This window comes from Nitrospira sp. MA-1, from assembly GCA_032139905.1.
In the GTDB taxonomy this organism is placed as follows: Bacteria; Nitrospirota; Nitrospiria; order Nitrospirales; family UBA8639; genus Nitrospira_E.
On the sequence record JAQJDB010000007.1, the window covers coordinates 497,931 to 514,216 of the forward strand.

11 protein-coding genes and 1 riboswitch are annotated in these 16,286 nt (G+C 47.0%); of the genes, 10 read left to right on the forward strand and 1 reads right to left on the reverse strand.

Annotated features, from left to right (window positions below; translation table 11 throughout):
* Positions 1–560: 560 nt before the first annotated feature.
* Entirely contained in the window at positions 561–836 is a 276-nt protein-coding gene (locus tag PJI16_15015; protein MDT3778875.1) for a hypothetical protein, read from the forward strand.
* A 72-nt stretch (positions 837–908) separates the two neighbouring features.
* Here the strand turns inward: PJI16_15015 and PJI16_15020 are convergent, their stop codons facing one another.
* Complete coding sequence (locus PJI16_15020) at positions 909–1,118, reverse strand: hypothetical protein (GenBank protein MDT3778876.1); 210 nt, start codon at positions 1,116–1,118, stop codon at positions 909–911.
* A 286-nt stretch (positions 1,119–1,404) separates the two neighbouring features.
* Between PJI16_15020 and PJI16_15025 the strand changes: the two genes are divergently transcribed.
* The 9 genes from PJI16_15025 (at position 1,405) to PJI16_15065 (ending at position 16,045) form a co-directional block, all read left to right on the forward strand.
* A complete protein-coding gene (locus PJI16_15025) occupies positions 1,405–1,770 on the forward strand; it encodes a hypothetical protein (GenBank protein ID MDT3778877.1) in 366 nt (121 codons plus the stop codon).
* Positions 1,771–1,798: 28 nt separating this feature from the next.
* Positions 1,799–3,679, forward strand: a complete 1,881-nt coding sequence (locus tag PJI16_15030; protein MDT3778878.1) for an FG-GAP-like repeat-containing protein — start codon at positions 1,799–1,801, stop codon at positions 3,677–3,679.
* Between the two features lie 285 nt (positions 3,680–3,964).
* Positions 3,965–4,219, forward strand: a complete 255-nt coding sequence (locus PJI16_15035; GenBank protein ID MDT3778879.1) for a hypothetical protein — start codon at positions 3,965–3,967, stop codon at positions 4,217–4,219.
* A 600-nt stretch (positions 4,220–4,819) separates the two neighbouring features.
* Positions 4,820–4,909, forward strand: a riboswitch (cyclic di-GMP riboswitch).
* A 76-nt stretch (positions 4,910–4,985) separates the two neighbouring features.
* Positions 4,986–5,387, forward strand: coding sequence for a fibronectin type III domain-containing protein (locus tag PJI16_15040; protein MDT3778880.1), 402 nt, complete (start codon positions 4,986–4,988; stop codon positions 5,385–5,387).
* 991 nt (positions 5,388–6,378) lie between these two features.
* The gene (locus tag PJI16_15045) at positions 6,379–7,527 is read left to right on the forward strand and encodes an outer membrane beta-barrel protein (GenBank protein ID MDT3778881.1); all 1,149 of its coding nucleotides are present in this window, start codon (positions 6,379–6,381) and stop codon (positions 7,525–7,527) included.
* A gap of 329 nt (positions 7,528–7,856) precedes the next feature.
* Positions 7,857–8,657, forward strand: coding sequence for a hypothetical protein (locus PJI16_15050; protein MDT3778882.1), 801 nt, complete (start codon positions 7,857–7,859; stop codon positions 8,655–8,657).
* Between the two features lie 1,810 nt (positions 8,658–10,467).
* Complete coding sequence (locus PJI16_15055) at positions 10,468–11,283, forward strand: ABC transporter permease (GenBank protein MDT3778883.1); 816 nt, start codon at positions 10,468–10,470, stop codon at positions 11,281–11,283.
* Positions 11,273–12,625, forward strand: a complete 1,353-nt coding sequence (locus tag PJI16_15060; protein MDT3778884.1) for an ABC transporter ATP-binding protein — start codon at positions 11,273–11,275, stop codon at positions 12,623–12,625. Before PJI16_15055 ends, PJI16_15060 begins: the two co-directional genes overlap by 11 nt.
* A gap of 138 nt (positions 12,626–12,763) precedes the next feature.
* Positions 12,764–16,045: a glycoside hydrolase family 99-like domain-containing protein gene (locus PJI16_15065; GenBank protein MDT3778885.1), complete on the forward strand. Its 3,282-nt coding sequence runs from the start codon at positions 12,764–12,766 to the stop codon at positions 16,043–16,045.
* Positions 16,046–16,286: the final 241 nt, after the last annotated feature.

Here is a 16,286-nt window from a genome sequence, read left to right on the forward strand (position 1 = left end):
GGCGTCTTACGGGGTTGGGCTTTTTTTGTGATGGAAAGCCTGAATAAGGTCCAGGTGATTGACCGAAAAAAGTCCTCTCTTTCCCAGGTCTATTTTCTACATCTTCAGCTTGCCCTCAGTTATCTCCAGGTTTAGCTCCAGATTCTGAATCGATGTAAGGTAAGGATGATAGGTGGTATGCAAAAAGTGTAAATATTTTGTGTTAATGATGCGGCTGGCACTCCGTCACCATAGATATATGGTTCCCCGCCTTTTGATTTTGTAGATTTTCGGAACTGGCTGCCCAGGTTCGATCTTTGGTTTTCCAGCCAAAAACTTTCCCCTTTTCTCCTAAATTAACCAACAATCTTCGTCAGACCTGAAATCTACAACGGAATTCTTAGATTTCCTTTTGGCCTCAAAAACGGGTTGCCGGTCCGTATTGTTGAATTGGTTGTATAATCCTGAGAAGATTAAAGCGCAAAGGGATGATTAACTCAGAATGGAGTTGGAGGGTGTGGCGTTGGATCTAACGGACCCAATATCACATTTCAAAGAATTACCATTTAGGAGGGGACGCTATGAATCTTCATCAACGGGGCGCCGAGCTGATTAATGGATTAAAGGATCATATTCTAGAGGTTCTTCGTGGGCATCCGGATGCAGAGTCCGAGGGAATGGGCGTTATTCAGGAAGAAATTGCCCGGCGGGCAGGGTTGCATAATATGGGCACCGGGGAATTGGATCACACCTGTGGGGAAATGTTGCGGTTGCTTCAGAAGGAAGGCCTAATCCAACTGGTGGTAGAGGGTGAGCCGGATGAAAAGAGGAAGCGGTGGCGTTTGTGCTCACGATAAGTTATGACTCGTTTCTCCAATTTTGCACTTCAATTTTGAATTCATTTCTCTCCGACTGAAAATCGTTGCTCATCAAGGGCGCCAACAAGGGGTATCCCCGCGATAGCCGAGCTGCTCGTCGGCCACGGTCTTGCTTCCGCTTTTCTCCCGTCCTAAGTATTCCGGGACCTCCTGTTCCGGAATATCTTGAAGCCAGCCTTGAATCTTCCGACGGGCATAAGTCTTCAGACAGCCGTAAGGCAGGTACTTGCCTCTCCCGCTCCGTGGTGCTTTCCTTTTCATTGGCCTATCCTTACTCCGTCGGTCCGGGCAAACAGGGTGTGGGGGAACCTTCACCCGAAAGGCTATGCCTCCCTTCACCATTATTGACAGACTTTTAATTGTAGCTCGTTGGCCGGAAAATATGACATACTTTTTTAAGGAAACACCATGGATTTCCTTTTTTAGTTGTCATAGCCGAAACGGAATATTAGATTAAATAGAAATGCCAGAATGATTTTCTTTGATAGGGTTCTCTCTGAATTTTTCCCCAAAGAAAAAAGGGAAGTTGTTGAATGGAGGAAATGAAATGAAAATTGTGGCGCCACTATTTGTCATGTTTTGGATTATGCTGAGTAGTGACCCTCTCCTGCAAGCAGAGGTCATTATTGTAGCAGATGGTGGAGAGGAGGAAGAATTGACTCTTAAGCATCGTAAGGGAGCTAAAGCACCCATGCGGATTGAAGAGCCCGATGGAACGCTACAACCCCTTCCATTGGGCTCGATTCCCGAGAGTCGTATGAGTAAGGAGGGTTTGCGGTATGTTCCAGATGCAGGCGGTGGAACAATGGTCAATGTTGAAGGCCGGTTTCAGTCAATTTTAAAGGTGCCAGATGGCGCTGACCATGCGATTCATCACCATGAATCTGTGGATTTACAGTCCTTGAAACCCTGAAAACTTTCCAAGGCTACCATTTGGGTTCATGAATGATCCTAATGCCAATATGCTGAGAGGTCCCTCTCAGCTGCCGATATCCTTCAGCCTGTGTGTGGCTGGGTTTCTGGTTGTCTTACTCTTTGGCGGCCTTGGCCTCTTGGCCGAGACCGACGCAGCCACCATTGTTATTGTGAATAAAGATAGCCCTGGTGAGGGATTTAACGATCCTGCCCCTTTTACCCCAGTGGGTGGGAATACCGCGACAACGCTTGGGCAGGCGAGGTTGAAAGCCTTTGAGTATGCGGCAAATATTTTAGCGCAGGGATTGGTGAGTACGGTGGGCATTCGAGTCGATGCTCGAATTGATTCCTTAGGAGCAGGAATCCTGGGATCGGCTGGCCCTAATACCGTCCATCGGAATTTCCCCAATGCTCCGGTGGCGAATACCTGGTATGTTCAATCCTTGGCAAATAAATTTGCAGAACAGGACCTGGATCTGACTACCAGTGATATAAGTGCCACCTTCAGTGCAAATTTCACGAATTGGTATTTTGGGCTGGATGCCAACCCCCCAGCGGGACAATTTGATTTTGTCACCGTGGTACTTCATGAAATTATCCATGGCCTTGGGTTTTTGTCATTGGTCGACGCCCTGACTGGAGAGACATTCCTTGGAGGCAATGATGCTTTTATGCGCTGGTTAGAGCATCATGGAGCCAGCCCGGCCGATTATCTTTCAATGACCGACCTGCAACGGCAATCTGCGAATGTTTCTTGGCAGAATCTTCATTTTGTTGGTGCCAGTCTTCAAGGGGCATCTGGGACATTGACGGCCGGACGAACAAACACACATGTGCAAATGTATGCCCCGAACCCGGTTGAATTGGGTTCGTCGGTGTCTCATTTCACGAACACGATTAAGCCAGATCAGCTTATGGAGCCTGGAATAGCTTCCGGAAGGGCGATTCATGATCTCGGGTTGGCTCAACCTCTGTTGCAGGATTTAGGATGGGTATTTGAAGCTGACGTGAGTTTTCCAATTCGAAATGATGTCAATGGGGACGAAAAGGCAGACCTCGTCTGGCGCAATACCAGCACGTGGGCTGTTGCGATTTGGTTGATGAACGGTCCTACGATTGCTTCCTCCGGTTCATTGGGCGTGGTGTCGTCGAAGTGGCAGGTTGCCGGTACCGGAGATGTCAATGAGGATGGGAAAGCAGATGTGATCTGGCGCCACAGCGATACCGGAACGGTAGCGGTGTGGCTGATGAATGGTCTCACTGTCATGTCGGTGGGTTTTCCGGGTAGTGTCTCTCTGGATTGGCAAATAGCGAGTGTGGGTGATGTTAACGGCGATGGGAGGGCAGACGTCGTTTGGCTAAACACGAGTAGTGGAGAAGTGACGATTTGGTTAATGAGCGGCTCCACGATTGCTTCTTCCGGCCACTTGGGTGCGGTGCCGTTGGAGTGGAAAATGGCCGGAATGGGAGATATGAATGCCGATGGAAAAGCGGATCTTATATGGAGGAATACCCTTACCGGCGCAGTGGAAACGTGGCTAATGCAGGGGCTCACGGTCCTGTCAATAGGTTTCACCGGTGGGGTCTCCACGGATTGGCAGATTGCGGGGGTGGGTGATGTGAATGATGACGGGATGGGGGATTTGGTTTGGCGCAAAACGAGTAACGGGGAGGTTGCAATTTGGTTGATGAATGGAGTGACTCTCAGTTCGCCGGGGTTTTTTGGCGTGGTGCCTCAGGGGTGGGAGATTGCTAACACCAGTGATGTCAATGGGGATGGGCGCGCAGATATTATTTGGCGTAATAAGCAGACGGGTACGGTGGCGGTGTGGATAATGAATGGGCTCGCAATCACGTCGATAGGCTTTCCGGGAAGTGCCTCAACCAACTGGAAAATTCAGCATTAGGTGAATTGTATAAGGAGGTTTACAACCCTGTGTCCTAGCCAAACTAAAGTGATGAAAATAAAGGGTCTTCTCCTAATGTAGGCTCGTTCAAGTGCGAGAGGCACATGACCAGGGGTTTGGGTAGCCGTTTTGAATGTGGAGCTAGAAAAGTTTACTCAAGTGGACCCTGCCTCTGGCAGGTTGCTCTTGCACGTTGATCTGTTTTTATACGGTCAAATTGTGTTGAGCCATTTTTCATTGAGATTATTTTAACTGGGAATGCATGCTTTGTATGGGAGCGTGAATATGCTGATGGTCAATGTGAAATGGTGGTGGGCAGCTATGCTTGGAGGCAGCATTTTGCTTGCAGTACCTGGGCATTCCGAAATTAGTGCGATTATGGGCGATGTGATTGGGCACTTTTTTTCTGCGCTGATCTTAGCGATTGTGCCGATTCTGGGATATCGTCTTTTTTATCATCGAATCGGTGAGAATGAAATCACATATATCTTTGGTGCTGCCTGGGTCTATCTTGTTATATCGCAATTGTTTGGATGGTGAGGGAAATTTCAACTTCAAACACTCGATTATAGACATTCCCTTGGATTTAAGGCTTGGTCTACCCATTTTAACTCAAAAAGTAGGGGAGAGGATCATAGAACGGTTGAAGTTCATTAATGTGGTAGATTCCCACACTCCAGAGGTGGAATGCTTGGTGGTACCCCTGGGCAGAGCGATGCGTTGGCAGGGTTCGCTCGCTCTCTGTGGGATGTCCGTACAAAAGCTTTATTTTGATCCCAGGGAATGAAGGAAAACTAATAACAGACATGTCCATGTTTGGTAATTGTAACGCACCTGGTAGTTTCTTGAGAAAAGGAATTTCTTCACTGAATCCTTATGGACCGAGCCATGTGGAGATTTTCAATGACTGGCCAAACTTCTTGGATTTCGGACTGGGCAATATTAGGTTAGAGGTTCGTTAGATTATTGCGTCTGTCAATCATAGTATTGAGTCATGAATCATACTATTCATTTCCTTATTTTTTGTGATTAAGGTTCGGCCGATTTCATAAATTCTTGAGAAATTGACAGTTCCCTCCCCTAGCATTTAAGGATCTGGCAAATGTTCCGATGAAGCATCCAATATTAAAAACGGTCATAACCTGAAAATGGCAAACCATCTGAAAGGGTGGGACGCAAAGCCATGGGCCTACTTCTTGGAGTTCAAGATAAGGTTGCCAGGTTGCCAGGCAAGTCACAGAGTCTCCTTGATCAAAAGCGACGTGGCTTCGCTCGGCATGACTCACATGCATAAAGGAGATCTCGTATGGCAGACGATCAAGGTTTCTCTCGAGTAGGTGTTCCCCGTCCCCATTCTTCCCGATTCGCGGTTAGTTTATTATGGGCCATTGTCATTTTTCTCTGCTTCTCCCACTCCAATGCATTGGCGGGAGAAGTCACCCTAGCCTGGAATCCTCCTTCCGCTGAATATGGAGGATTTATCATAGCCTACGGGACTTCAAGCGGCAGTTATACTCAGAATCAAGATGTCGGATCCCAAGCCATCTATACCTTAACAAGCCTGATTCCCGGTCAAACGTATTATATTGCGGTCAAGGCATACGACCGGAATCGGAAAATCGAAAGTCCCTATTCGAACCAGGTCAGTGTTACTGTGCCTATTGTTGCGGCACGCCCTGCTCCTCCTCGGAATGTCCAAGTTTATTGAAACTCAACATCGTCATCTGCGGCAAATATTTATTGGGAGTTTGTATTGGTAGCCAGGGTGCATCCCCGGATATGTGGTTAGCTGAATTCTCCTGGGTCTTGTACGGTGAGATCCGTCATAATGAAGACGCCTACTTCCGGGACAATTTGCAGAACGAGGATGTTCTGCAAAGGGCGCATTTAAAAATAATTTTTCTCAGGCGATATGGCGTTAATTATAAGGATGGATTGTCTAAAGGAGTCGAGCACATAATATCTCATAAGTATTCTTCGATTTTTTTAAATCTCACTTCGTCGAATTTTTGCTAACCCTCCCCAAGTAACTTTACGGGAAATTCGGCATCCCTGCCGGATTGCACCAATCCAATATTCATGGAATAGTTTGTTCTGCTTCGCAAGCGTCGTTTATCTTCTCCTATTGGGCTTCGACAGACATGGTTTCCCCGAATTTAACTGTACGCCGTAGGGTATTCTTGGTTCCCCCTACCCTAGATCGACTTTATCCTGTAATTTTGGTAATCATCCCTTCGCAAGAAAAATTCTCCTAGAAGGAAAATATTCTCATACCAAAATCGATGACTGTTTCTTCTATCGGTTCCTATGGTAAGGTCCGTTCCTTATCGGAGCACTCATTTTGTAATTGACTTAGCAAGGGGATGAGGGCACCATATTTAAATGTGATTAAGATCCACTATTTTTGCTCTTCTGAATCCACCCGGATATTTGAATCGATTAGTGAGTATGGTTATTTGATGATTAATTGCGTATGGCCAAAAACTAGAGCGCTACGCCTTTTCCCATTTTGCACGATGCGTGAGCGGAAATGGGGTCTTGTTCTTTTTCTAACATGTCTCGTTTCTTGTGAGGTTTTTGTCCCGGGCACGGTGAAGGCTCAATCCTTTTCTGATATGGGACTATTTTATTTCACTGGGTCTCACCGACCTATCCAAAATCGGAGCGGGCTTTTTCGTGAATATCTGGCGGGAAATGGTATGGGGGATGGTCTCAAAGCCGGTCCGGTTCAGCTCCATCCGTTTTTAGGTGTATCGGAAGTGTTTACAGACAATGTGTTTAAGAGAGACACAAACACGAAAAGTGACTTTCTTACGACCATCGCACCAGGGATTCAGGCGTTCATGCCGTTTGGTGGAGGTAAGCATTCCGTTCTTCTTGACTACCGCGCTGCCCAATTTCTCTACAAAAAATTTACCGACAATAATGCTTTGGCTCAAGATGCTCTTGGCCATGTAAGCTTGAATTATCCTGGTGGGTTAGCAATAGACTTGCAAGGAGGCCATTTAGAAGGGTTTGACCCGAGAGGGTCGGAGGTGGATACTCAACAAAAGGATATTACCAAGTGGAATGTGAATCAGTTTTTAGGTCAAATTGAATTCACGGGGCAAAAGGCAGGTATCCGTCTTCGCACGTATTTTGATGATATAAATTACACAAACAATGGTCAGGATGCCCCGCGGGACCGGACCCGTGCTGGGGCCAACCTCAGTGTATCTGTAAGTGTAACCCACTCAACTCGAGCCCTTCTTGGCGTTCGAATGGTCAACAATGATTATAATACGAATACGCAGCAGAATAGTTTCGGTTACGGGGCGTATACGGGCTTCAGTATAGCTCCTACCCGCCAGTTATCGGGAGAACTTAATGTAGGGTACCAGGTTTTAAATTTTGACCATGCGGCTATCGATGAAAACTCCGCCCGTGGCCAAGACCTTCTTTCAAAGGGCTTAAGCTTAGGATCGGCACAGCGGACCTTCTTTTACATGCGAGGAAATTTGGATTGGAACCCTACGTCTCGGTTAAGTTTTCGTCTCCGTCCCTTTTCAACAATTAATCAGTCAGCGGTTCAGAATACTTCCACGTATAAGCGAATAGGCGTTGACCTTTATGGGAAACAGTCATTTACGGACCGGTTTGCCCTGCGTGGAAATTTCTACTACGCCAACGATAATTTTGATACCAATAGAACGGATGATCGATTTCGTTTGCGGATAGGACCGGAATATCGTACGGTTAAATGGTTGGGATTTCGTTTGGATTATATTTTCGAGAAGAGAACCTCAAACATCGACAATTTTGATTTCAATAGTAATACGATCATGCTTTCAATCCAAGGGATTATCTAGTAAAACAGAATCCACCGTTGATCCGCCCCAATTCTTTCCAAACTGTTCCTTGCCCTTTGACAGTTGTGTGACAAGTATTTTCCTGTTCTCTTGAGATCACCCTGTGGCGGTAATCCCCCTATCTCGTTTGATCAGCATGCGGAGAAATCCTCATGGATCTCTCCAATATGAGTTTCAAAATTTTCGCACTCTTAACTCTTGCTCAGGAGATTGAGATTAATTGAGAGTGATGCGAAAATATGAAAAATAGATAGAGGTTTGAGGGTTTTCGTCTACTTCAGATTGAAATTGAGCTAGTTCAACTGTTTGATTGGGAAAGGAGATGTGCCATGAGATCCGGTCAAAAAATACTGTCTAGATGGATAAATGGGCTGATTCTGGCCGCCTTACTCCTTTTGGTATGCCTCAGGGGAGGGGTACTCGCTTTGACACCGGAGGTCCCTCTACAGGTTGAGGGGGATCGGATAACAGGTCATCTGTCACAGGTGACCTTACGAACGGTATTGGAGCAATTACAGAAACAGTTGGGTATAAAATATGAGGCCCCCGTTGAGGAAATGAATAAAGTCATTTCCGTCGATTTGCAGCAGGACAAGATACTTCCTGCATTGGCAAAAATTTTGGCGCAGTGGGATTACGCATTCACGGTCAATGCGGCGGGACGCTTACAATTTCTCTATGTGACACCAAAAGCCTTACCAGCAGAAACGGTGTCTGAGGCGAGGAACCCATCAGAGGTTGATTCTCCAAATGCATTGGGCGAAACGGATTTCCGTTCGGACCGACAGGGGGAGCCATGGCAAGAAGAATTGGATGCCCCTCCATTTCTGTCTCAGGATGGGGAGCCTGATGAAAACTTTTCATCATCGGCCTCATCCTTTTCATCTTCTCCGGAAGGGAGCTCTGACTTAAGAGCTCCTGTGGTGGGTGTCCCCATGGATATTCAGCCGGTACCGGCTGGAACCACCATGCCCATGATTCCGGCAAGTAGTGGTAGTGGGATGCAAGTGACGCCTTCGGCCAATTCGCCGGACATGCCAATCATTCCGGCCACAGCCTACCCACCGATGGAGATTGAGCCGGTGCCAAGCTACCTGCAAGATGAGATGCTTCGGAATATGCAACCGTAATCGGAGAGTCGAGTGAGAAAAGATATCTTAGTCTATGAGTCTTAAGCCTTGAAAGTCTCATGAGAATAGACGAGAAAACCCCCGAAACGCGAGTCGAGGGGTTGAGTCTTGCCACGCGGGGTTTATTGTGAAGATCTCTGCCCCCACCATCCCTGAGGGCTTGTTGGTTTATGGGAGAGCTGTCTTCAGTTGTGAGTCCCTATCTTTTTACTCTCTCAAAAAATTTTCTCCAATTGACATGAATGCCGTCAATGCCCTCAACAGCGCTTAAAATGTTTGCTAGGATTTTTCTGCAACTGGTTAGGGGAAGAAATGGGCACCGTTTTTGGTGTCCCTGATTTTGTCGGATTTAGTGTAGGATGCAAAGGGATACATATTTAAGGGTTTGTGACGAAAGTTTATTGGAAGTGATTAGAGGGGAGGTTGTAATTGAGCGTGGCGATTAACTTCAGTTGCTTCCCAAGTCTGCTGTGGAAGATACGGTTGTCGCTGAGCCTGCAAAATCTCCAGTATAGTCAACTAGGTTCTCGAATCCGTGATGACGCACAGATGGAACCCTAGATTCCCCAAAAGCCGGCATTCATGCGAAATGCTTGTGTGTCCCGTGATTGCCAGAAGGAGAGCCCGTTCAGGATCTGATAAAGTATTGTTTTCGAAATTTTAAATAAAGGGTATGAACTCTGAATCTTAGTAGCGCAACATGCAGACGCCAATCCTCTTGTGGCCGAGAATGCTGGGGACAACAATCGTTTTTTGCCGCACAGTAGCATGTTTTGGCATGTGCTTTTGTCCAGTAACGACCTTTTGTCAGCTAGAAACAAATAAAATGCGATCAATGACTTGAATTGGCCTCACTTGTCCATATCCAGTATATGGGGTTTGTCTGGGGGATTGAGATGCTGTCCTATCAGATACCTTGAGGTTCCTACCGAAGTGTTGATCGCGGAAGTGCGCAAAGGTCTTACGGGTTTCCCTCCCCAGTACACTGAAATGCCATCTAGCCGATCCCCTGTGTTTTGAGAATCTTTTGTGATTAATGCTTTGGACTCTGGGTGAGGAGCGGCCTAATCTAAGGCTTTCAGCTACTGGCCGGGAGAGGGCTAACTGCTGGCCTGTGTTGGCTCGGTGGTTCGTGGCTATTTTGGTGACCTGCGCAGGTTGTATCGGGTACAGGAGGAAACGTTTTCCCTGCATCCAAATGCTTTGCTGGTTTACCGGGCAATGGAGAATGGGCTAATATTTGTTGGCATGGTACTCATTTGTTTTTTTTTACCATGGCTGATAGGGTGTCGGACTGAGCACCCATGAGGATGGGTTTATCCTCACTAGGTTTTCAATATTTCTCCTATTTTTCCCAAAAATACGGCAATGGAATCTTGAGAAAGCCTTGGCAGAGTAAATGGCCCAGTCCATGTTGGCCGTATACTTGATGATATGGTGTTGATTTGATATACGTTAAAATTGTTCTATTTGGCCTTTTCCCCCCTTCAGTAATGAAAATGAAATCTTCCCGAAACTTGAGTGGGTAGATCCTTTCTGCCGCATACCCCAAATGGATATTTAGGATTTTTCCACTTCCTGGTCACCCACCCCTTTAATTCCATCGGTTTATTTGCTGGTTTTGAGAATGTAGGTTGAAGGTTCGAGTCAAGGGCCTGTCAGTGTGAGGATTTCATGCTGAGAGATTTGCTAACTTAGCCTTGCAGATAAAGGGTGTTGCATGAGGGAGGAATGATTTTTTAACTTCCCACTCGGTCCATCTACTGAAATTAGGGCAACGATAATTTTGGATGAGATTGATAATTAACCAATGAATAATGCGTATAATCCCTTTGCGCCATTGATCTGTGCCTGGGAGCACAGAACTTTGATTGCTCGTCTTGCCAAGCGAGAGATCGATGCGCGTTATCGAGGGTCGATGCTTGGGGTCATCTGGGCCTTTGTTGTCCCGATATTGATGCTGGGGGTGTATACGTTTGTTTTTTCTGTGGTGTTTCGAATTCGATGGGAGGTGCCCATGGAGGAAAATGGCGCCTTTGCTCTGTTATTATTTTCTGGGTTGATTATTTTTAATTTATTTTCCGAATGCGTCACCCGTGCTCCGGGTCTTATGCTCGAAAATGTATCATATATTAAAAAGGTAGTGTTTCCTCTGGAAATAATGCCTTGGGTGTCAATGCAGGTGGCACTGTTTAACGCCGCCGTGAGTCTTTTGATTTTGTTGGTTTTTTACCTCGTAGTCCATGGCCTTCCACCAGTAACGGTATTGCTGTTGCCGGTCGTACTCTTTCCGTTTGTGTTGTTGATTGTAGGGTTGGGCTGGTTTCTGGCCTCAGTGGGGGTTTTTCTTCGTGATGTCCAACCTTTGGTCGGGGTGATGGTGACGATGATGATGTTTCTCAGTCCTATTTTTTATCCGCTGTCTGCTATTCCTGAAGCCTATCGAGGGTTGATTCAGCTCAATCCATTGACACCTGTTCTGAATGCGTCGAAATCAGTCATATTTTGGGGACAAATGCCGGAATGGTTAGACTGGTTCCTGTATATGGTTGTGTTTTGGATGGTGGGTTGGTTGGGTTATGCATGGTTCCAAAAAACGCGAAAAGGATTTGCTGATGTCGTCTGAACTGGCTATACGCGTTCAAGGACTTGGAAAGGCCTATCAGATCTTTCGAAAGCCTGAAGATCGGTTGAAGCAGATGTTATGGAGAGGGCACCGACAGTTCTATGAAGAGTTTTGGGGCCTTCAGGGTGTGGATCTGAGCGTGTATCGAGGAGAAACGGTCGGGATTATTGGTCGAAATGGATCCGGGAAGTCGACGTTTTTACAAATGGTGTGCGGCACACTCTCGCCGACCTGTGGCGATTTGACTGTCAAGGGCCGAGTCGCGGCGCTGCTGGAATTGGGATCGAGTTTTAATCCTGAATTTACCGGGAAAGAAAATGTGTATTTGGCTGCCTCCATTCTTGGCCTAACCAGTGAGCAGATCGATTCCCGGTATGAATCCATAACGGAATTTGCCGCCATTGGAGATTTCATTAATCATCCGGTTAAAATTTTTTCGAGTGGAATGTATGCGCGGTTGGCCTTTTCCCTTGTCGCTCATGTGGATGCCGATATTCTGATTATCGATGAAATCCTTGCCGTGGGTGATGCCGCCTTTACTCAAAAATGTATGCGTTTCCTTCATCAATTTCGGGAAAAAGGCACGCTCCTGTTTGTCTCCCATGATACGGCTTCGGTGACTAATCTTTGCAACCGGGTTGTTTGGCTTGATAATGGGGCCGTCAGGGAAATTGGTCCCGCAAAAGAGGTCTGTCATAATTTCCTTGCTGCGCTGTATCACGAGCAGGAAAATGCCAATACCTTTCGTATTGGTGGAAGCCGCAAAGCTCCAACGGATTTAGCCATGCCGGTAAAAGATCCACGGAGTGAAATGTTAAAGAACTCTTCACATCGAAATGAGTTGGAGATTTTCGATTTCGATCCAAATGCTCCATGGTTTGGTGAACGCGGAGCCAGTATTTGCGAAGTGGCGCTTTCCGATCAACATGGCTCTCTCCTGACAACGCTAGATGGCGGAGAGGAAGTCACGTTGACCATCCGGTGTGTGTCGGAACGACCTTTAGCGCGACCCATCCTTGGATTTTACGTGAAAGATCGACTAGGCCAGTATTTGTTTGGCGACAATACGTTTCTGATGTATCGTGAAGTTGACCGCTCCATTGAGAAGGGGCAACGATTTCACGCGATGTTTCGTTTCCAGCTTCCATATCTCCCAACCGGTGATTATTCGGTGATCGCGGCGATAGCCGAGGGGACTCCAGAGAATCACGCTCTTCATCATTGGATCGATGATGCCCTGTTTTTTCGAGTTCACTCAAGTCACGTCCTACGAGGGCTAATTGGCATTCCGATGTTGGCGATTGAATTTGAATCTTCGGTGATGCCTTTGGCCCCGTCATGAGAACTCCGGGATACACGGTCCGGTTCAAAGTGTTCTATGTTGTTCCTGTCCGGCCGGAATGAGGATTTGGTGGGATGGGGGTGAAGGTGCTAATTTAGCCCTGGCTTGGTGGTGATTAATGATGTATAGAGCCAAATCATGAAAAAGATTGACGAACAGGTCTCCTCCGGGAGGATGCCATCGTTACCCGATGCAGATCAGGAAGGGGATGCCATTGAATCAAATTCAATCTTTCTGTCCTCCACTGAAACAAAACAGGGCATTATTGCCGATGTGACAGAACCGCCAGATCTTCCGTGGACAGGCGAACGCTATGTTCCGGGAGTCATTGGAGATATTGAGCTAGAGCATTTGCATCGCTATTACCTTGCCCGTGAACTGGCGGTAGGGAAGGATGTGCTCGATATCGCATGTGGGGAGGGGTATGGTTCAGCCGTATTGGCTGAGGTTGCCCGGAATGTCGTGGGCGTTGATGTTTCGGAGGAGGTCATACGGTATGCAGCTGAACGCTATCAGCGTTCGAATGTCCAGTTTAAACATGGTGCATGTGATCACATTCCCCTCCCTGATGCCAGCATGGACCTTATTGTGAGTTTTGAAACGCTTGAACATCATGATGTGCATCATGAAATGATGCGAGAGTTTGTTCGAGTTCTACGCCCGGACGGGCTGGTTCTCATCTCCAGCCCGGATAAGGCTGAATATTCCGATAAGCCACAGTTCGTCAATTCCTTTCATGTGAAGGAACTCTATTTCGAAGAGTTCCAAGAACTGTTGTTGAATTATTTCGGGCATGCGCAGTTTTATGGCCAGCGAGTGCGATATGGGTCATGTATTGGTCCGCTTCATAACGCTTCAACGCCGCCGGCAAACTTTCGATTATCCCAAGGGCGAGCCCATAAGTTTTTGAGTATTCCTGAGCCTGTCTATTTCGTGGCCATCGTCGGGAACGGAGAGTTACCCGTCCTTCCTTCTGGGATATTTGTTCCGGAAGTTCCAGAGTATTGGCATCAACACCTGGCGTTGCAGGCTGGCATTGAAGAACGCGATCAACAGCTTAGCCATCTTCAAAGTCAGTTGTTGAGTGCCACGGCTGAACATGCACGTGTCCTTGAGGAACGGGATCAGCGCCTTAACAACCTGTATGCCCGACTGCTGACGAAAGAGGAAGAATTACGTTGCATACATTCCTCCTTGCTATGGCGAAACATCAGCAAAGTAAGGATTTTGAGAGAACGGCTTTGTCCTGAGGGCTCACGCCGTGGCCGGGCCTGTGCCAGTTTTGTGCATTGGTTAAAGGGGTCAGGTGGTTCTGGCAATTCTAATGTGAAATCAAACGGTGGGTCACTTGATCGAATACTCGTGGTTGCAAAATCGATGGTGCCCGTTTCTTCTCACCGAAAACACCAATTGGTGGCGTTTGTCTTTTCACGGTTTGGCTCCTTTTTCCAACAGACGGCGAGTTATCGGCGGTGGAAGGACATGCAATTGCCTGCGCTTAAGGAGTCTGGAAATCTGGATTGCCTTACTCAGGGCCCTCCTCGCAAGATGCCTTTTCTCATTCAGCTTGGGCCGGGTGGGGTGACAGCGCTCGTCCAGTCATTCAATTTCACTGATGTGAATCAGCCTTTGGTGTCCATTGTGATCCCTGTCTATAACCACTTGGAATACACCGTCTGTTGTTTGGCTTCTATTTTGAAACATGTGCCTCAGTGTAGTTTTGAGGTGATCGTCGTTGACGATGGATCTCAGGATGAGACTTCAAATATTCTCTCAACCATAGATAATATCCGTTATTGTCGGAATGAGGACAACGTTGGGTTTCTGCGTTCGTGCAATACAGGCGCGTCATTGGCCAGAGGCCAATATCTGCTGTTTCTGAATAATGATACACAGGTGCTTGAGGGATGGTTGGATGAATTAGTAAACACGTTTCAAGAACAATCGGATGTTGGCCTTGTGGGTTCAAAATTGCTGTATCCAAATGGTGTGCTTCAGGAGGCCGGGGCCATTATTAAGCCAGATGGTTCAGCAGAACTTGTGGGGTTGAATGGTGACCCGGACAGGCCTGAATATAATGTGGTGCGGGAGGTCGATTATTGCTCCGGGGCTAGTGTGCTCATAGAGGCCGAGGTGTTTAAGGCCTTGGGTGGATTCGATGATATTTATGCGCCCTGTTATTGTGAAGATTCCGATTTAGCCTTTAGGGTTAGAAAGGAGGGGAAGCGGGTCTTCTATCAACCGCGTTCCGTAGTCATTCACCATCTCAGTGTCAGTACCAATGATTCCAGACACGAAAAAACGCCTCTGGTGGCTCGCAATGTCAATACCTTTGTTCAACGGTGGAGCGATGAGCTGAAGAAGTTAAATGAGGTTCGTGCGATCGCTTTTTTTCTCCCACAATATCATCCCATTCCTGAAAATGATCTGTGGTGGGGAAAAGGTTTTACGGAATGGACGAATGTGACGAAAGCGCGACCGAATTTCAAAGGTCATTATCAACCCCATCTGCCAGCGGACTTGGGATTTTATGATTTACGTATGCCTGAGGTACGCGAAGAGCAGGCGCGTTTGGCTCGTCAGTATGGCATTTCAGCCTTCTGCTATTACTACTATTGGTTTGCCGGAAAGAAGCTCCTGAATCGCCCCCTCGACGAAGTGTTGCAATCCGGTGCTCCGGACTTTCCGTTCTGCCTCTGTTGGGCCAATGAGAACTGGACGAGGCGATGGGATGGGTGTGAAGAGGATATTCTCATCGCACAGAGTCATACCGAGGCGGATCATGCGGGCTTTATTGCAGAGATTGCCCCTGCATTGCTGGATCCACGATATGTCAGGATTCATGGAAAACCCCTCTTGATCGTGTATCGGCTCGGCCAGCTCCCAGATCCCAGACGTACGGCAGATCTGTGGCGGGAATTCTGTGTGAATGCGGGGATTGGGGAAATTTACTTAGCCTATGTACAGAGCTTTGAACGTATGACGATGGGAGACGATCCAAGTCTCTATGGGTTTGATGCGGCTATTGAATTTCCCCCTCATCGGTATCCGGTGCAAGCTGAGTTTCCACAACCCCTAATTAATCAAGATTATCAGGGTGTATTGTTTGACTATGGTCAGACATCCGAAAACTTTATACGAAGAACTTGGCCATCCTACAAACTCTTTAAGGGCGTGATGCCTTCGTGGGACAATACCGCGCGTCGGCAGGATGTCTCTCATGTCTTTGTGGGTGCAACTCCTGAACGATATGAATACTGGTTGCGACGGGTCGTTGAACAAACACGTCGGCTTCACTTTGGAGATGAACGGATAGTCTTTATTAATGCGTGGAACGAATGGGCCGAAGGTAATCACTTAGAGCCTGATCGGGAATTTGGTCATCAATATCTGGTGGCCACCAAAAATGCTCTCGGATAAACTACTATTCACATTTTTTATCCGAAAAACTGTACATGTTTAATTGGTTTCATGGAAAACGCAAAATCCCCATTACATGGAACAGATATAGCCATATCAACTCGAGGTTGAGTGGGTTGCTTTCTCAATCTGAGATGCGTGGAAGCTTTATGGCTAAAAGCCTTCGAAGAAAGTTATGCAGAATGTTTGACTGACCATCTTTGTTTTTAGGAAGGCTTTGTTTGTGAGTATTTTTTTTAAG